Genomic DNA, 17,950 nt, shown 5'->3' on the forward strand with positions numbered 1-17,950 from the left:
GAAGGGATTCCGCGATGCCCGACATCATCCCTCCGGGCACGCCCCTGCCCTCGACCGGCGGTGCGTGCTGCGGCCCGCACCGCAGGCCTGCCAGGACAGACACTTTGATCCCTGCCGCTGTGCCGGCGCACGCGACGGACATGCTCCCTTCCTCCGTTCTTGTGCGGGAACGCATGGAGATCCTGCGAGATATGGTCGCCATCCCCGGCGGCATCTTCTGGATGGGCGGAAACGATCCCGACGCTGTCCCCGGCGACGGCGAGGACCCGGTTCGGCAGGTGACGCTACGGCCCTTCCACATCGACGCCACCGCCGTCTCCAACTCCGAGTTCGCCGACTTCATCAAGGCCACTGGGTACGTCACGGAGGCCGAGCGCTTCGAGTGGTCGTACGTCTTCGCCGGCTTCGTCCATCCCGACGCCCGCAGGCACGTCATCAACGGCAGTGTCCCCGGCGCACCGTGGTGGCGCGCCGTGCGCGGCGCCTGCTGGCTGGCCCCGGAAGGGCCCGGCTCGTCGATCGACGACCGTCAGAGCCACCCCGTCGTGCACATCTCCTGGCACGACGCCGCCGCCTACGCCGCCTGGGCCGGAAAGCGGCTGCCCACCGAGGCCGAATGGGAGCGCGCCGCGCGCGGGGGGCTGGAGCACAAACGGTTCTCCTGGGGCGACGAGCTCACGCCCCAAGACCAGCACCTCTGCAACATCTGGCAGGGCGAGTTCCCCCACCAAAACACAGCCGAGGACGGCTACTTCTCAACCGCCCCCGTCAACGCCCTCCCCCCCAACGGTTACGGACTCCACAACATGACAGGCAACGTGTGGGAGTGGTGCCTGGACTGGTTCAGCCGCGATTGGCACGCCGTCGATACCCCACAGACCCGCATCGCCCCGACCGGCCCACCCAGCGGCAGCACCCGCGTGATGCGCGGCGGCTCCCACATGTGCCACCGCTCCTACTGCAACCGCTACCGGGTCGCCGCCCGCACCTCCAACGCCCCCGACAGCTCCGCCGGTCACATCGGATTCCGGTGCGCCTACTCCGGCTGACCTGCATACGCGCCGACGCTTTTCGCCGAGTTGCCCGATTCCGTCTCCCGGTGCCGCCGAGCACCGAAGGGCGACAGCCAGATTCGGTCCATCCGGGTGGACCCCCGCCGACGAGGAGAGTTCAAGGCCTGGGCACCCGAACGTCCCCGCCTGGCCATCCATGGACTTGGCATGCGCGCCTTCGTCGGCTCCCAGCCGAATACCTGCCGCCGACGCCCGCCGACCGGCCGGACCGACTCCGCGGCGCCTCAAGTCGCGGTAGCACCACCTGTCGCACCTTCTCCACGTCGCAACAGGAGGAACACCATGTCGCACCGCCCCTCCCGCCTACGCATCGCGTGTGTCCTCGCCGCCGGCGTCGGCCTGTTCACCAGCCTTCTCACCACGCTGCCGGCATCCGCGTCCCAGGACAGCGCCGAGACGCAGTACGGCACCAGCACCAGGGTCACGCCGGAGCAAGCCTTCTTCGACGACTTCTCCTACACCGGCTCGGCCGACCCCCGCCTGGCAGAGCGTCGCTGGAGTATCAAGACCGGCAAGGCCCGCCCCGGCGACCCGGGCGCGACATGGTCGGCGAACGGGGTGACCTTCCCCACCATCGGCAGCCGCCACCTGCTCCAGCTCAATTCCAGCACCGACGGCACCCCGGCCGGTACCACGCAGGCACAGCTGAGCCAGCAGCGGAAGTTCTTCTCAGGCACCTACGCCGCGCGGGTCCGCTTCTGCGACGAGCCCCTCCGGGACGGCCCGGACGGCGACAAGGTGGTGCAGGCCTTCTTCACCCTCTCCCCGCTCGCCCTCCCCATGGACCCGAACTACAGCGAACTGGACTACGAGTACCTGCCCAACGGCGGCTGGGGCTCTCCGGGGAGCGCCATGTACACGACCTCTTGGCACACCTACCGGCTGTCGCCCTGGGTCGCGGTCAACACCCACACCCAACTCGCCCAGAGTTACGACGGCTGGCACGACCTGGTGATCCAGGTCGGCGACGGGCATGTGAAGTACTACATCGACGGCGCGCTGTTCGCCGACCACAGCGGGATCTACTACCCGCGCATCGCGATGGCGATCGACTTCAACCAGTGGTTCATCCCTGGCGGCCTCCTGGGCAACAGCACCCGCCGCACCTACCGTGAGCAGGTCGACTACGTGTACTTCGCGAAGGACACCATCCTGACTCCCGAGGAGGTGCACGCCCAGGTCATCGCCTACCACAAGGAGGACGTGGACTACACGGACAACGTGATGTCCCCCTGACCTCCCGGGCGGTGAAGCGGGCGAGCGGCGACCATCTCCGGGAGCGTCTCGGAGCAGGTCATTTCGGCACCCCCGGTCGTGGAACACACCACCGGTCGACTCACCGGGGTCGAAGCCGTGGCGGACCGGGGCCTCACTGCCGCCCTGCTCGCCGAACGGATCAGTGTCGGGGTACTGACTCACGTGCCCAGGCAGGTACGAAGTGACGTGCTCAGCCGTTGGGCATCGGCTTGGCGTCGAAGTCGCTTGTGGGTGAAGCTCTGACCGTCGATCATATGGCGTGACGGAGAGGGGGAGGCGTGGGGCTGTGCTTGTTTCCTGACGCTGGAGATGTCAGCGGGCCGGACCTGAGCCTGTCCTGCAGCGGCTTCAAAAGATTTCGCCGGCGGTTGGCGCGGGCCGAGGGTTTCGATCTTCCCGAGATGCGGGGGTTCGGCGGAGATCGCTCCTGGGGTGACGTCTCGACGGCGCTGGCGCCGTTCCTCGATCACCCGGATGACGATGGTGAACTCTCGGTTGCCGAATGCGACGCTGTACTTCCTCGGCTGGAAGAGATCATCGCGCGGTGGGAGGCCGACGGCGGGGGTGCATTGCTGCAGCAGCACATCGAATACGGCCACCAGTTGGCGACCGTATTGCGGCTCTGTGTGGAGAAGGACGTTGAGCTCATCTTCGGGTGACTGCCGGGGCATGCGCTGAGAAGGCGAGGTTCGGATGCCGCTTCGCTGTGTCCGCATCGGGGACGTGAGGGCCAGACGCGGCCACTCGCGTCCCCGAGCCTCCGTGTGTCGACACGAGCTGTCACGGCCCGTGCGTGGTCACCGACTCCGAGCGAGTCGTGGAGAGCAGGCGTGCCCCGAGAGGCTGACCGGGTCCCCGGTCACCACCGCGGCTTCGTCGGGTTGAAGTCCGGGTGGAACCGGCGCATGTAACCCGTGTCGTCGCGTCCGGTGATGCCCTGCCGAAGGTAGTTCTCATGCAGCCGGGCGAGCGCGTCCCGGTCCAGCCGCACGCCGAGCCCCGGCGACATCGGCACTGGCACGGCGCCGTCGACGAAGGTCAGCGGGCGCTCCACTACGTCGACACCCAGCTGCCACGGCGTATGGGTGTCGGCGGCGTAGGACAGCTGCGGCAGTGCCGCGCCGAGGTGGGTCATCGCGGCAAGGCTGATGCCGAGATGGCTGTTGGAGTGCATCGACAGGCCAAGGCCCCAGGTCTCGCAGATGCCCGCCAGGCGCACGGACTGCCGCAGTCCGCCCCAGTAGTGGTGATCGGACAGGATGACCTGAACGGAGCCGCGATCCACGGCCTCGGGAATGTGGTCGAAGGAGACCACACACATGTTGGTGGCCAGCGGCATCCCGGCGGTCTCGGCGACGGCGGCCATGCCGGCCAGGCCCTCGGTCGGATCTTCGAGATATTCCAGCAGGCCCTGTGTTTCGGCGGCGACCCGGCGGGAGGTCTCGACGCTCCACGCGGCGTTGGGATCGATGCGCAGCGGCAGCGCGGGGAACTCCTCGCGCAGCGCGCGAATGGCGTCGAGTTCCTCGTCGGGAGCGAAGACACCGCCCTTCAGCTTGATCGACTGGAAGCCGTACGTCTGCACCATCGTCCGGGCCTGCGCCACGATCCCGTCAGGGTCGAGCGCAGCGCCGTAGGGGTCCGGGGCATCGCCGGGATGCTGCGCCCACTTGTAGAACAGGTACGCCGAGAAGGGAACGGCGTCGCGTACCCGGCCGCCGAGGAGATCGTGGACCGGACGGCCGATCGCCTGGCCCTGCACGTCGAGGCAGGCGACCTCGAATGCGGAGAAGACCCGCAGTGCCGCCTTCTCCGGGCCCATGCCGCCGGCCGGACCGAGTTTCTCCGCAGGCGCGTCAGCGGTGCCGAGCAGCGCATCCACCAGGGACTTGATGTATTCGGTCCGGAACGGGTCCAGCCCGATCAGCAGCGGTGCCACCGTACGCAGCACCGCCAGGTGCGTGGCGTCGCCGTAGGTCTCGCCGAGCCCGACGAGTCCGTCGCCGCAGTCGACTTCGATGATCGCGCGCAACGCCCACGGCTCGTGGCAGCCCACGGCGTTGAGCAACGGCGGGTCAGGGAACGCGATGGGCGTGATGCGGATGTCGATGATCGTGGCGCGCCCTGACGGGCTCTGCAGCTCCACGTGGTCCTTCCCCGTACGAGAATCAGTCGTCATGCCCGGGACTCCTCCAGTCGACGGAGTGCCGCGCGTCCGCGGTCCACGAGGGTCGCCAGTTGGGCGACGTGTTCCGGTGTGGCCTCCACCAGCGGCGGGCGGACGGGGCCGACGGCCAGTCCGGCCAGCTGCGCACCGGCCTTGACCAGCGAAACGGCGTAGCCGGGCACGCGGTCGCGCAGCGCAGCGAATGGCAGGTAGAACTCGGTCAGCAGTGTTCGCTGCGCCTCCTCGTCGCCGTCGCGCAGAGCCCGGTGGAACGCGGTGGCGATGTCGGGGACAAAACAGTGCACCGCCGAGGAATAGCTCTCCACGCCGATCGCTGCGTAAGCCCGAGCGCTGAGCTCCGCGGTCGGCAGCCCGTTGAGGAATCCGAACTCGGCGGCGCGGGGGTGTCCGCTGGTACGCACGGCGGTGACCAGGCGCAGCATGGCGTCGACGTCGCCGCGGCCGTCCTTGATGCCCGCTACGGTCGGGATGTCGAGCAGTTCCACCGCGGTTCCCGGATCGAGGACCGCGTTGGCCCGCTGGTAGACGGTGATCGGCAGCGGTGTGGCCTCGGCGACGTAGCGAATATGGCGCACCAGCCCCTGCGGGGTGGACGTCAGCAGATAGGGGGGCAGCAACAGCAGTCCGTCGGCGCCGCATTCATGCGCGGCCAGCGCGAACTCCCGTGCGACCCGCGGGCCTCCGCCCGCCCCGGCGAACACCGGGAGGCGTCCGGCAGCCTGCTTCACCGCGGTGGACACGACCTGCCGGTACTCGTCGAGCCCGAGCGCGGGGAACTCGCCGGTGCCGCACGCCACGAACAGCCCGCTGGGTCCGGCGGCGATCTGTGCCTCGACGTGGGAGGCGAAGACGTCCAGGTCGACCTCGCCGGCGTCGTCGAAGGGAGTCAGGGGGAAGGAGAGCAGTCCCGAGAGCCGCATTGTTCGTCCATCGCATTTCACGGTATTCATGGATGAATCTCCACTTCAAGGGTTGCCTCGGCCGAGCCGGTGCTCGGCCGACTGTTACGAACGGATGGCTGTTATGGATGGATGGCTGTCACGAACGGACGGTTGTCACCAGGTTCGCCCCAGGGGGAGGGCACACCAGGCGCCCCCGAGCCGGGCTGCGATCGGGTCGGCGGGGTCCGGCGCTCCGCACCGGCCGATGACCTCGGGCGCGAACTGCTCGGCGTCGTCGAGCGGGTGGTAGCCGATCGCCTCACCTTCGGCCAGGCTCAGCCGGCCCCGGGTGTTGCGGCTGACTCCCCAGACGATCCGGTAGCCGGGTTCGCGGCAGCTCAGGCAGGCTTCGACGAGGCGGTGCCCGTCGGCCGGTGACAGCCAGGTGGACAGCCCGCGCATCCCGTTCGGCATCGGGAACCAGCTTCCGATGCGCAGACAGATGATGTCCATGCCGAAGCGGTCGTGGTACAGCCGTCCGGCGGACTCGATCGCGGCCTTGCTCCAGCCGTAGAGGGTGTCCGGGCGGGCCGGTGCGTCCGCGGCGACCGGAGTGCCGTCGTACTGGTGGAAGCCGACGGCATGTGTCGAGGAGGCGAGGACGACCCGGGGCACACCGGCCAGCCGGGCCGCTTCCAGGAGGTTCAGTGTGCCGCGCACGTTGCGGTCCAGTACGTCGTCCAGGGTGGACTCGACGCTCTGGCCGCCAAGATGGACGATCGCGCTGACGCCCCGGCACGCCTCCAGCAGGGCCTCGGCGTCGGTGAGGGAGGCGATCACGGTCTCCTCCGCTCCGCTCCCTTCGACGGCGGGCGGCGTGGTGATGTCGAGAAGCCGCAGCGTGCGGCCCTCCCGTGCCGCCAGCGGCCGCAGTTGCGTGCCGACCCTGCCTGCGGCGCCCGTGAGCAGAATCCGGGTGGTATCGGTGGAGCCGGTGGCGTGCGCGCCTTGCCGGGGCATGCGGAACCTCCGATGTCGTTCGATGCGTGACTGAGCGGCGTCCACGGCAGGAAGTGGCCCGATCTCCAGGTCACACCCCGGCGCCGTGGCGGCGATCAGGTGGCCGAGCCGAAGCCGGGCCGCCCAAGTCAGCGCGGGGAGAGGGCAGTACAGGTGGCCACCGGCGAACGCGTTGCCCGCTCCCACTGGTTCGACGTACGCCGACAGCCACCCGTACCGTTCACCGCGGACATGAGTGAACACGGTCGCGGTACGGATCGCGCCCGCCTACCGTGTTGCAGCCGGATGGTCCTATTCGTCGCGCTGCGACGGCTTGGCCGCGCCGGTCGCGTGGCGACGGAAGGCCTCTGCGGCGTCGTCCTCCCGGCCGTTGACGAGTATGTCGAGCAGGCGTGCGTGTTCGTCGACCAGCTTGTCGCGGCTGCCGGTGTAGAACGGGTTGGACACCACGCGCAGGGTCCAGAGACTGGGCTCCATCACCTCCCACAACCGCGGGAGCAGGTGGTTGCCACTGGCCTGGCAGACGAGGCGGTGGAAAGCCATGTCGCTGTCGCGGAAGCTGGTCGGGTCGTCCTGCCGGGCCGCCCGCCGCATGTCGTCAATCACGGAGTTCAGCTGGTCGACGTAGCCCTCGGCGCGGCGCTGGGCGGTGGCTCGGGCGGCGAACTCCTCCAGCAGACCGCGCAGTTCTCGTGCCTGCTCAGCCTGCTCGATCGAGATATTGGCGACCCGGCTGCCCAGCCGCGGTACGTGAGTGACCAGGCTCTCGTGCACCAGCCGTTTGACGGCCTCGCGCACGGGAGCCTGGCTGATGCCCAGGCGTTTGGCGATGTCGGATTCGACGATCCGCTGATCCGGCACCATCTCGCCGCTCAGGATGGCCGAGCGCAGCAGCCGGTATACCCGGTCGGACAGCAGCCCGCCGGACGTCATGCCCCTGTTCTGTTCGAGCAGATCGTTCAGACCAGTCATCAGTGCTCCCTCTGCCGGATCATTGTCATCCTGTCACCGGCGGACGGGTCCGCCAGATCAAGTCGGTATGCCCTGACGGCCGTTCCACCCCGGACCGCAGCGGCTTCGTCAGCGGTCAGGCCGTCCAGCACCCGGGCCGTGGCCCCGGCCACGTCCTCGTACGGCGACCACTGTGTGCTGACCGGCCAGTCGGACCCGAACATCAGCCGGTGTGGCCCGAAGACGTCGAGCGTCACCCGAGCCACGGCGTCCAGGCGCACGCCGTCCGGTTCGGCGGTGGCCTTGCCGAGTCCGGACAGCTTGCACACCACATTGGGCAGTCGGCCCAGTGGCGTCAGCTGCGCGGCCCATTCGCTGAGGCCTTCGCGCCGCACGTCGACGGCCGAGATGGCTGCGTGGTCGACGACGAACCGCACCTGCGGCAGGTCCCTGGCCGCTGCGTATGCCTCACGCAGAGTCCCGTGCCCCAGCAGCAGGTCCATGGCCAGACCCCGCTCGCCGAGAGCCGCGAGTGAGCGCCGCACCTGGGGCAGCCCGAGGCGGGCGCCCTCGCCTGCCCCGACCGGGTCACGGACCCCGACCAGCGCCGAACCCCCGTCCTCCGCGCGGAGTGCGTCGATCGTGTCCACCGCGGCCGGGTCGGCGAGATCCGCGTGGACGACGACGCCGGCGATTCGTGGGGACCGCGCGGCCAGGCCCAGCAGCCAACGGGCCTCGTCCACGGTCCGCCCGGCCTGCACGACAACAGCCGTCACCGACCCGGAGGCCGCGGTGAGGTCGTCGAGAAGGAAGGGGCGATGCAGTTCGCCCGCGGACCGCAGCCACGCATGGTCGTGCAGGTCCGGGTCCCACAGGTGGACGTGTGCGTCGATGACGGTCACGGCGTCGGCACCTCCTCCGGGAGCAGTCCCGCTGCGCGCAGCTCCGCCCACAGGTCGGCGGGGACGGTGGTCTGCGCCATGGCGAGGTTCTCCCGCACTTCATCGGTCGTTCTGGCTCCGACGACCAGAGCGGACACGGCAGGATGACCCCACGCGAACCGCAGGGCCGCCGCCTTCATCGGCACCCCGTGACGGGCACAGATCTCCGCGATGGCCAGTGCGGCGGCAACCTGGTGCGGCTCGGCTGTCCGGTAGTCGTACCTCGCGCCGGGCCGCGGATCGGCCAGCAGGCCGGAGTTGTACACCCCGCCCAGGATGACCCCGACACCGCGGGCCTCGCACTCGGGCAGCAGGCCCGTCAGAGCTTCCTGATCGAGCAGAGTGTACCGGCCGGCCAGCAGCACACAGTCCACATCGACTTGCGCGACGATCCGCTCCAGCATGCCGCTCTGGTTCATGCCCGCGCCCACCGCCGACACCACGCCCTGCTCCCGCAGGTCGACCAGGGCGCGGAAGGCCCCCGCGAGGGCCTCCTGCTCATGGTGGTCGGGGTCGTGCACGTGCGCGATGTCCACCCGGTCCAGGCCGAGCCGGGTCAGGCTCTGCTCCAGGCACCGCATGGTGCCGTCATAGGAGAAGTCCGGCTCGGCCCCGTCGTCGGTGAGCAGGTATCCGACCTTGGTCGCGACGACGACCTCAGACCTGGGCACCTCGGCCAGCACCTGGCCGAGGCGCTGTTCGGACACGCCGTTGCCGTACCGGGGGGCGGTGTCGAACAGGCGCGTCCCGCCCGCCAGCGCGGCACGCACCGTGCCGGTGGCATCCTGCTCCGGAACCGGCTCGTACAGGTTGCCCAGGGGGGCGCAGCCCAGGCCGAGCCTGCCGACCGTGAGACCGGTGCGGCCCAGCACACCCGGGCCCGAGACATGGTTCATCGCTGCGACGACCGCTGCTGGTCGCGCCACTGCTCGTACTCCGCGCGCGACTCCGACGTCAGCGGGTAGTAGTTGCCGAGCCGGGCGCCCTGGTCGAGACGCATCCGGCTGAACACCTCCCACTCCTGGTGGTCCTGGGCCGTGGCGACCACCTCCGGCGCGGTCGCCTTGGGGACGACGACGGCGCCGTCGTCGTCGGCGACCACGATGTCGCCGGGCAGGCACAGCACTCCTCCGGCGGCAACCGGCACGTCGTACGCCCAGGGGAACAGCTCCGACTGGGAGGCGTAGTGCGGGGTGGTGCCGGTGCACCAGATCGGCACGCCGAGCTCGCGGACCCGCGGAGCGTCCCGGATCCGACCGTCGACGACGATCCCGGCGCCGCCCTTGCGCTTGAAGTAGCGGACGAGCATATCGCCGACGCAGCCGCTGAACGCCGACCCGTACGCCTGGATGACGAGGACGTCGCCGGGCTGTACCGCCTCCAGGACCGCCCACAGGGCGGTTTGGCGTTCGACGGCCTCCTGGGCCAGGCCGCTGGCTATGTCCTCGCGCTGCGGCATGAACTGGAGCGTCAACGCCGACCCGGCGATCTTCTGCCCGGTCGTGAGGGGCTGCGGCCCCTCCATCCACGTGCGCCTGATGCCCAGGCCATGGAGCTTCGCGCACGCGGTGGCGCTGCTCACTTGGCCCATCTGATCCACCAGCCCCGCATCGGCACGCCGGTATGTGTCGCCGCGCACCGGAAGGGGAAACACCGGCTGGGCATGCTCATCGTTCGTCATACTACTTCTCCTGGTATCGGTCGAACGTTGGGTGGCTCGGGTTGAACTGACGGCGCCTCACCTGCATGGTCAGATCGAGCCGGGTTCCGGGCGGCAGGATCACCAGCAGGTGGTTGTCGTGCACGTCGATGCGCCGGGTACTGGTCGTGAGCTCGTCGGCCCGGTAGGCGCGGTTCGGGCCGGGGTAGCCGCTGTCGAGTTGATCCACCACGACATGATCGATGCCGTCCTCGGCGAACGCGCCGGCCTGCACGGCCACACGCCGCTCACGCGTATTGCTCAGGTTGACCAACTGGACGCCGACTCGGGCCTCGTCGAGGCCCTCGACGAGGGCGGCGACGTCGGCCGGCAGGCCGGGACGGCCGCGGTCGGCGTCCCAGTACCGCACCCGTGCCTGCTGGAGCCCCCCGTTGTAGGGGGCGGCGGGAGCGCCGGTGGTCAGCTGCACCAGAATCTCGGTCACCACGGGATTGAGCCGCTGCCACCAGTGGATGTCATCGGTGCGGGTGGTCGTCGCATCCTCGCGGACGAGTGCCATCCTGCGGGCGACCTGCCCCAGCGCCATGCCGAGGGCTCGGGCCGGGTAGTCGGGGTTGCGACCGTCGAGGTAGGCGAGCCACGGCGCCTCGTGTCCGGCCTCCTCCTTGTCGCGGAAGGCGTGCACGGTCGTCCAGTCGTAGCCGCATTCGCGCTCCACGCGGTCCAGCCGCTGCCGGTCCTGCGGGTCGCCGGAGCACCACCAGATCCAGGCCGGGAAGGCGATCTGCAGCGGTTGGTGGTCGAACCAGCCGTGCAGGCCGTACCGGTAGGGCACCAGTTGCAGGTCGCTGTCGGCATCAGGCCCGAGGCGCTGGAGCCAGGTCGTGGCCATGCTGGAGTCACCGTCACGAACCGGCCCGCGCGTCGCCTCTTCCAGCACCCGGTCCAGTGGGGCGCGGGCCAGGTCGAACCACGCGTTGTCGCCGGTGACCAGAGCGGCGTTCATGGCAGCGACGACCGCGACCGCGCCGACGCTGTGCAGACCGTGCGGCCAGGTCCAGCCGTACGGGCCGCCGTACCAGCGGCCGTCGTGCAGCTCACCGACCTCCCCGGAGGGTCCCACGTTGTCGGGGATGACACCGCCCGCGGCGGCGGCCCGGTCCCGCCAGGCCTGCACGTAGTCGACGAGCCAGTCGCGGTACCGGTCCTCGCCCGTGTACAGCCACGCGTTGGCGATCAGCGAGGTGGAAGCGAGGTTCACCGCGACGTCGCCGTCGCCGAGCCGGCGGAACATCGCCTCGCCCATACGCCGCGCGTTGACGGGGTCGGCCAGGTCGTCCCAGGAGTCGATGCCGGGCAGATCCTCCAGGGGCAGGCCGTACGGTTTCATGTTGGTCAGTTCCGCGCCGAACCCCTGCGCCCATGCGTCATCCACCCCCTGGCGCGGCCCGCCGGCCCCGGTGTGCGGAGCCCGGATGATCCGCTGCGAGCCGTCGACGTTGCCGACGGGCGACGTGGGCAGGTAGAGGTCGGCGAAGCGCAGCGCCCGCCGGCGGAACGCCTCGTCGGACGGGTCGGCCGCGCAGATCCCGTAGAACATCAGCAGCGACTCGCCCTGGTGGAACCAGTCGTACCCGCGCTCGTACTCGTCGACCAGGAACCCGGCGTCGGAAAGCTGCCGGGTGATCCCGTTCCAGTGCTTCTTGCTGGCGTCGAGCAGGTCGTCCGCCCCGCCGAGCATGTACAGCATCGGCCAGTTGAAGAACGGTTCGTAGAAGTCGTCCGCCCCGTCACGGCCTTTCAGTTCCCCGTCGAAACGCAGCCCGCCGCCGGGGTGGCAGTACCGGTCCTCGAAGACCCGCCATGCCTCGTCCAGCACCGAGAACAGCTGTCGTTGCAGTACGGCCCAGGCCGGCGGTTCGCAGGCCGGCACGGACGCCGTCACGCTCACCATGTGCTTGCCCACGGTCACCCCTTCGTCGCGCCGGCGGTGAGACCACCGACGATCTTGCGTTGCATGATCACGAAGAAGACCAGCACCGGTGCGATCGCCAGGAGCAGCGTCGGATAGACCACGGACAGGTCGGTGGTGTGCAGACCGATCGCGGAGTACACGCCGGTCATCACGGTATACAGGCCCGACGTCGGGCCCAGCACGATCTGCGGGTTCACGAAGTCCGTCCAGACCCCGATGGTGTGCAGGACGACCGCGGTGACCACGACCGGCCGCATCAGCGGGAAGATCACTTGCCAGAAGGTGCGCAGCCGGCCCGCGCCGTCGATCTGCGCCGCCTCGTCGAGCTCCCGGGGGATGGACTTGATGTAGCCCACGAACAGGAACATCGACAGGGGCAGGGTCAGCGTCGCCTCGTACATGACGAACCCGGGGATCGTGCCCATCAGACCCGTGAAGCGCAGCACGTAGATCACCGGGATGACCAGGACCTGCCCGGGGATGAACAGCCCGGCCAGGAACACCAGCAGCATCCCCTTGTGCCACGGGCGGGTACCCCGGGCGATGACGTAGGCGGCCGGACCGGCCAGCGCCAGAGACAGCGCGTTGACCAGGACCACGAACATCACCGTCACACCGAACGCCTTGATGATGTTGTAGTCCGGTGACGACAGTGCCGCTCGGAGATAGTCCATGGACAGCACGCCCGGGTCTGCGGAGAACGGCCGTTGACGGATCGCCGACTCCGGTTTGAACGCGTTGACGATCACGAGGTACAGCGGCGCCACCATGACCAGCGCGAAGAGGCCGAGCATGACCGAGCCGACGCGGCTGCCTGCATTGCGGTTCACAGTTCCACCGCCTTCTCGCTGCGCTGGCGCAGCGCCACGATCACGACGGCGAGCACCGTGATGACGATCATGAGGACGATGCTCTGGGCCGAGGCGTAGCCGATCTTCCCGTTCAGGAACGACTCCGACAGGACCAGGTACGCGTACGTCTGCGTGTGGCCGGCCGGACCACCGTCGGTCATCGCCAGTACCAGGTCGTAGACCCGCAGCAGTTGGACGAGTACGAGGACCACGTTGATCGTCACGGTGGGTGCCAGCATCGGCAGCACGACCTGGCGGAACGTCTGCCAGCGTGAGGCGCCGTCGATGCGCGCCGCCTCCAGGAGCGACTCAGGGATCGTCTGCAGCCCGGCGAGGTAGAGGACCACGTTCACCCCGAACGTCGACCAGATCACCACGAAGACGACCGCTGCGAGCGCCCACTGCGGATCGGACAGGAACGGGATCTTCGAGCGGTGCGCCGCGGTCAGGAGGGTGTTGACCGCTCCTTCGCTGCTCAGTACGGCCGACCACAGGAAACCGATGATGACCGCGCCGAGCACGTGCGGGTAGAAGAACAGGCCCCGCAGCATCGCTTTGACGCGCCCCTGGCCGTTGAGCATGACCGCGAGGCCCAGACCGAGGACGTTGCAGGCCACGGTGCCGACCACCGCGATCACGAGCGTGACGTATGCCGCGCTCGCCACGTCCGGGTCGTGGAACAGCTGAACGTAGTTGTCCAGGCCGACGAATTTGGAGTTGTCGGAGAAACCGTCCCAGTCGGTGAGGCTGAGCCGTCCGGCGACCACGACGGGGATGAGGACGAAGGCCACGATCGCCGCCAGTGCGGGGCCGACCATGAAGATGCCGGACAGGCTGCGGGCGGCGCGTGCGCGCAGCGGGCGCGGGGAAGTGTGGTGAGTGTGACGGGGGCGCTCGGGGACCGGCGGGTTGTCCGACGGTCCAGGAGCGGTAAGCGTCGCGTTACTTGGGCGCATTCGCGGCCCACCACTTGTCCATGGCACCCGTCACCTGATCGGCTGTCGTCCCGAGATACATGCTCTGGACCTGGGTGTTGAACTCCGCGGGGAAGCCCGACGGGGAAGAGTTGTCGCCCAGTCCGGGGCCGATCGCCACGGTCTTGCCGCCGGCCTCGTCGAGGAGCTTCGCGATGTCCTTGGTCAGCGGGGAGGCTTCGTAGTTGTATCCGGTACGGAAGTTGCCCTCCGCGCTCAGCGCCTTCGTGATCGCCTTCTTGTCGCTGACCAGGTACTTCACCAGGTCCATTGCCGTGTCCGCGTGCCTGGAGCTCTTGAGCACCGAGTACGGCATGGCCGGGTTGGCCGCCTGCGGCGGCGTGGAGCCGTCGAACGTGGGGACGGGGAACACGCCCGCGTCGATGCCCGGCTTCGCTTCGGCGAGCGAGGCCGCCAGCCAGTTGCCCATCACCATTGTCGCCGACTTGCCGGCTGTGAAGTTGTTGATCATGTCCTGGTACTTGATGCCGTTGGCGTCCTTGGGAACCAGGCCGTCCTTGATCCAGGACTGGTAGACGCCCAGGTACTTGGCGTAGTTGCTGCCGGCGAAGGTCACGGAGCCCTTGTTCCGCTTCGCGTACCACTGCGGCTCGGTGTTCATCACGTTCGGGTTGGCCATCATCAGGGCCTGCGCGCCGGTGGTCCACTCACCACCGGTCTGCAGCGGCGTGTAACCGGCGCCCTTCAGCTTGCGCAGGGCGGCGGTGAACTCGTCGACCGTCTTGGGCGTCCCGGTGACACCGGCCTTGGCGAAGGCAGCCTTGTTGTAGAACACCAGCGACTGGAGCTGGACGCCGGTGCCGGCCATCCACACCTTGCCGTCCAGCTTGGACGCCGCCGCGAACGGTGCGTCCTTCACCCACTGCTCGTCGGGCAGCGGCTCCATCTGTCCGGCGAGAGCCGTGTTCTGTCCGCCGGCGAGGATGTCGGGCGGGCTGCCCGCGGCCAGTTGCTGCTTCAGCGTGTCCTCGATGCCCCTGCCGGTGGGCGCCTCGATCGTGACCTTCACTCCGGGGTGACTGGCGACGTACCCCGCCACCAGGTCCTTGTAGAACTGCTTGGTCAGCACCGGAGTGATGTTGACCAGCATGCGGATGTTCTTGTCGCCGCCTGCTGAGTCCGAGCCGGTCGAGCAGCCCGTGAGCAGTGCGGCGGATATGGCGATGGCACCCAGCTTGACCAGGTGCCGGCGAGAACCCGAAACCATCGAACCCTCCATCGATCGCTTATCGCTTATCGCTTATCGATAGCGAGCTCACCATCGAGGACCTGCCGGGCAGCGGTCAAGAGCTGGCAACGGCAGCGTTACCCGTTCGCAACCTGCGCGGCGGGTGAACTCGGTTTCATTCAGCGGGTTTTGCAAGACCCCTTGACGCCCGCTACCGCCGACCCACTACTTGTCCCTCAGCGATTATCGATTAGCCGGAGCATCGTGCAACGAGGGCCCGGTAGTCGAAGCATCGTGCAACGAGGGTCCGGCCGGAGGCGCCGTGCGCCCGGACGGAGGGCCCGGTTTCAGTAGGCACCTACGAAAGGCACTACATGTCCAGATTCTCTCGACGTGATCTCCTCAGGGCCGCCGGGGCCGTCGGTGCCGGTGCGTCGGCGGCCCTCATCACCGGGCCGGCCTACGCCGGTACCGGTGACCGGCGAGACCGACCCAAGGACCAGAAGTCCTTCTTCGTGGCAACGGACGGGAAGGACTCGAACCGGGGCACGCAGGCCGCGCCTCTCGCGACGCTGGAGAAGGCACGCGACGTGATCCGGACCTGGCGGCAGGGGGCGCCGGGCCGTGCCACGGAACCGGTGACCGTCTTCCTCCGGGGCGGCACGTACCGGCGGACGCGAAGCTTCACCCTCGAGGCGCAGGACTCGGGTGCGCCGGGCCGGCCCGTCACCTACGCCGCCTACAACGGCGAACAGGTCCGGCTCGTCGGCGGCGTGGACCTGCCCGCTAACGGGTTCGAGGCGGTCAGCGACGAGGCGATACGCAACCGTCTCCCGGCCGGGTCACGTGACATCGTCCGCGAGTTCGACCTGAAGGCGCTCGGGATCACCGACTACGGCCAGATCGTCCAGACCGGATACGGCCTGCCGCGCACGGTCACCCCGCCCGAACTGTTCTTCAACAGCAAGGCGATGACCCTCGCCCGTTACCCGAGCACCGGGTTCCTCGCCGTCGGCCAGGTCATCGACCCGGGCGGGAACCCCCGCAGCGTCCTCGGTGACCCCGACAAGATGGCCGCCGAATTCGCCAAGGGGGCCACGTTCAAGTACACCGACCCCCGGCCGTCGACCTGGACCGACACCAGTGACGTGTGGATGCAGGGCTACTGGTTCTACGAGTGGGCCGACGGCAACCTTCAGATCAAGGCGATCGACCCGGCGGCGCAGACGGTCTCCACCAAGACCGCCAGCATGTACAGCGTCAAGGCGGGCCAGCGCTACTACTACTACAACGTGCTTGAGGAACTCGACTCGCCGGGTGAGTGGTACCTCGACCGGGCCACCGGGAAGCTGTACCTGTACCCGCCGAGTGAACTGACCGGCGCGTCGGTGCAACTGTCGCTGCTCGCCGACCCGATGGCCGTCCTCAACGGCTGCTCGAACGTCACGTTCTCGAACCTCATGTTCGAGGGGTCGCGCGGCGACGGCATCGTCATCACCGACGGCACGTCCAACACGGTCGCGGACTGCACCCTGCGGCTCCTGGGCGGTCGCGCGGTCACGATCGGCGACTCGAGTGTCTCGGCCGGCCCGCACGGCGGATCGGGCAACGAGGTCCGCGGCTGCCACATCCAGGCCACCGGCCAGGGGGGCATAGCCCTCGCCGGCGGTGACCGGGCCACCCTCACCCCGGCACGCAACCGGGCGGTCGGCAACGAGATCCACGACTACAGCCGCCTCCAGTTGACGTACAGCCCCGCGGTCGAACTCGCCGGTGTCGGAAACCACGTCGCCAACAACCACATCTACGACGCGCCGCACGTCGCCATCCTCTTCCGCGGCAACGACCACGTGATCGAGTACAACGAGATCAACGATGTGGTGAAGGAGACCAACGACGCCGGCGCCATCTACGCGGGACGGGAGTGGACCGGGCGCGGCACGGTCATCCGCTACAACTTCCTGCACGACATCGTCGGCAGCGGCGGATCCCACTTCGCCTCGGGCGTCTACCTCGACGATTGCTTCTGCGGAACGACGATGTTCGGCAACATCTTCTACAAGGTCGACACCGCCTTCCAGATCGGCGGCGGCCGGGACAACACCATCACCAACAACATCATGCTGTCGTCCGGCCGTTCGGTGACGCTCGACGAACGAGGACTCAACTGGGCGGCGGAGAACGTGGCACCCGGCGGCGCGTGGGGGATGTACAACCTGCTGGCCGCCGTTCCCTACCAGAAGGAGCCGTGGCGGTCGCGCTATGCGAACCTCGTGAACATCGCCGACGACCAGCCGGCGTACCCGAAGTACAACGTCGTCGAGTACAACGCGCTCTACACCGTCGCCGCGCTGAGCATCGCCCCGTCCGCGCGCACGTACGGAACGGTTGACCGCAACCTGACACTCACTGCCGATCCTGGCGTCGTGACAGTCGTGAACGGGAAGCCGACCCTGGGAAACGACGACCTGATCGCCGCTCAACTCCCCGGCTACCAGCGGATACCCATGAACCGGATCGGACTCTCGTGACCCGTACGGCCGAGAGCCGCGGGGCAGGGAACCGGCCCAGTCAAAGCCAGTAGATAAATTAGTAATTAATCTTGACGGTGGCCCGGTTGTCCCGTCAGTCTGTATCAGCCGAACGAGGGCCCGGCTGCCTGGGTCAGGAGGCCGGGCCTCGTTCCGTGGACGCGCATGCGGAGTCGCAGGCACACCTCAGCACAGCACAGAGCCGCACCTTTTCTGGTCACCCCGCAGTCCAACTCGTCGTACGCGTGAGGCAGTAGTCAACCGTCCGAACGGCGCGTGTGGGGCTCGGAAAGTCGTCGCTGCAGGTCAAGCCGCATAGCGGTACTCGTTAATGGCGCCGCCGAGGATGCGGGTGCGCAGGAGCCTGCGGACTTCGAGGTCGTGCACGGTGATGGGCTGCTGGTCGGCGCCCGGAGGTAGTTGGTTGCGTGCTCGGTGGGGGCGGTGCTCGTTGTAGTG

Annotated in this window: 15 protein-coding genes; 4 read left to right on the top strand and 11 right to left on the bottom strand. The window is 68.6% G+C overall.

Features of this window, described 5'->3' with window-relative positions; all coding sequences use genetic code 11:
• The first annotated feature begins 14 nt into the window (after positions 1-14).
• The 3 genes from ACFVYE_RS42615 (at position 15) to ACFVYE_RS42625 (ending at position 2,989) form a co-directional block, all read left to right on the top strand.
• On the top strand, positions 15-1,049 hold the full coding sequence (locus ACFVYE_RS42615; protein WP_389608794.1) for a formylglycine-generating enzyme family protein: 1,035 nt from the start codon (positions 15-17) through the stop codon (positions 1,047-1,049).
• Positions 1,050-1,355: 306 nt separating this feature from the next.
• On the top strand, positions 1,356-2,309 hold the full coding sequence (locus tag ACFVYE_RS42620; RefSeq protein ID WP_389608796.1) for a glycoside hydrolase family 16 protein: 954 nt from the start codon (positions 1,356-1,358) through the stop codon (positions 2,307-2,309).
• Between the two features lie 299 nt (positions 2,310-2,608).
• Entirely contained in the window at positions 2,609-2,989 is a 381-nt protein-coding gene (locus tag ACFVYE_RS42625) for a hypothetical protein (protein ID WP_383968221.1), read from the top strand.
• A gap of 200 nt (positions 2,990-3,189) precedes the next feature.
• Here the strand turns inward: ACFVYE_RS42625 and ACFVYE_RS42630 are convergent, their stop codons facing one another.
• The 11 genes from ACFVYE_RS42630 to ACFVYE_RS42680 form a co-directional block, all read right to left on the bottom strand.
• Complete coding sequence (locus tag ACFVYE_RS42630; protein WP_383968223.1) at positions 3,190-4,509, bottom strand: glucarate dehydratase family protein; 1,320 nt, start codon at positions 4,507-4,509, stop codon at positions 3,190-3,192.
• Positions 4,506-5,438: a 5-dehydro-4-deoxyglucarate dehydratase gene (locus tag ACFVYE_RS42635; RefSeq protein WP_383968226.1), complete on the bottom strand. Its 933-nt coding sequence runs from the start codon at positions 5,436-5,438 to the stop codon at positions 4,506-4,508. The genes ACFVYE_RS42630 and ACFVYE_RS42635 overlap by 4 nt, the downstream gene beginning before the upstream one ends.
• Before the next feature lie 135 nt (positions 5,439-5,573).
• Positions 5,574-6,419 carry an NAD-dependent epimerase/dehydratase family protein gene (locus ACFVYE_RS42640; RefSeq protein ID WP_383968229.1) on the bottom strand — a complete coding sequence of 282 codons (846 nt, stop codon included), beginning with the start codon at positions 6,417-6,419 and terminating at the stop codon, positions 5,574-5,576.
• A gap of 291 nt (positions 6,420-6,710) precedes the next feature.
• Positions 6,711-7,391, bottom strand: a complete 681-nt coding sequence (locus ACFVYE_RS42645) for a GntR family transcriptional regulator (RefSeq protein WP_383968232.1) — start codon at positions 7,389-7,391, stop codon at positions 6,711-6,713.
• Positions 7,391-8,272, bottom strand: coding sequence for an amidohydrolase family protein (locus ACFVYE_RS42650; protein WP_383968235.1), 882 nt, complete (start codon positions 8,270-8,272; stop codon positions 7,391-7,393). Before ACFVYE_RS42650 ends, ACFVYE_RS42645 begins: the two co-directional genes overlap by 1 nt.
• The gene (locus ACFVYE_RS42655; protein ID WP_383968256.1) at positions 8,269-9,207 is read right to left on the bottom strand and encodes an aldo/keto reductase; all 939 of its coding nucleotides are present in this window, start codon (positions 9,205-9,207) and stop codon (positions 8,269-8,271) included. The genes ACFVYE_RS42650 and ACFVYE_RS42655 overlap by 4 nt, the downstream gene beginning before the upstream one ends.
• Complete coding sequence (locus tag ACFVYE_RS42660) at positions 9,204-9,992, bottom strand: ribonuclease activity regulator RraA (protein ID WP_383968239.1); 789 nt, start codon at positions 9,990-9,992, stop codon at positions 9,204-9,206. The genes ACFVYE_RS42655 and ACFVYE_RS42660 overlap by 4 nt, the downstream gene beginning before the upstream one ends.
• Position 9,993: 1 nt before the next feature.
• A complete protein-coding gene (locus tag ACFVYE_RS42665) occupies positions 9,994-11,937 on the bottom strand; it encodes a hypothetical protein (protein WP_389608800.1) in 1,944 nt (647 codons plus the stop codon).
• A gap of 2 nt (positions 11,938-11,939) precedes the next feature.
• The gene (locus ACFVYE_RS42670; RefSeq protein ID WP_383968244.1) at positions 11,940-12,776 is read right to left on the bottom strand and encodes a carbohydrate ABC transporter permease; all 837 of its coding nucleotides are present in this window, start codon (positions 12,774-12,776) and stop codon (positions 11,940-11,942) included.
• On the bottom strand, positions 12,773-13,753 hold the full coding sequence (locus ACFVYE_RS42675; protein ID WP_383968247.1) for a carbohydrate ABC transporter permease: 981 nt from the start codon (positions 13,751-13,753) through the stop codon (positions 12,773-12,775). Before ACFVYE_RS42675 ends, ACFVYE_RS42670 begins: the two co-directional genes overlap by 4 nt.
• Positions 13,740-14,999 carry an ABC transporter substrate-binding protein gene (locus ACFVYE_RS42680; RefSeq protein ID WP_383968249.1) on the bottom strand — a complete coding sequence of 420 codons (1,260 nt, stop codon included), beginning with the start codon at positions 14,997-14,999 and terminating at the stop codon, positions 13,740-13,742. Before ACFVYE_RS42680 ends, ACFVYE_RS42675 begins: the two co-directional genes overlap by 14 nt.
• Positions 15,000-15,334: 335 nt before the next feature.
• On the opposite strand from ACFVYE_RS42680, the gene ACFVYE_RS42685 reads away from it, so the two are divergent.
• On the top strand, positions 15,335-17,491 hold the full coding sequence (locus ACFVYE_RS42685) for a right-handed parallel beta-helix repeat-containing protein (RefSeq protein ID WP_389608803.1): 2,157 nt from the start codon (positions 15,335-15,337) through the stop codon (positions 17,489-17,491).
• The last annotated feature ends 459 nt before the right edge of the window (positions 17,492-17,950 follow it).

It is taken from the genome of Streptomyces sp. NPDC058239 (assembly GCF_042882185.1).
GTDB lineage: Bacteria > Actinomycetota > Actinomycetes > Streptomycetales > Streptomycetaceae > Streptomyces.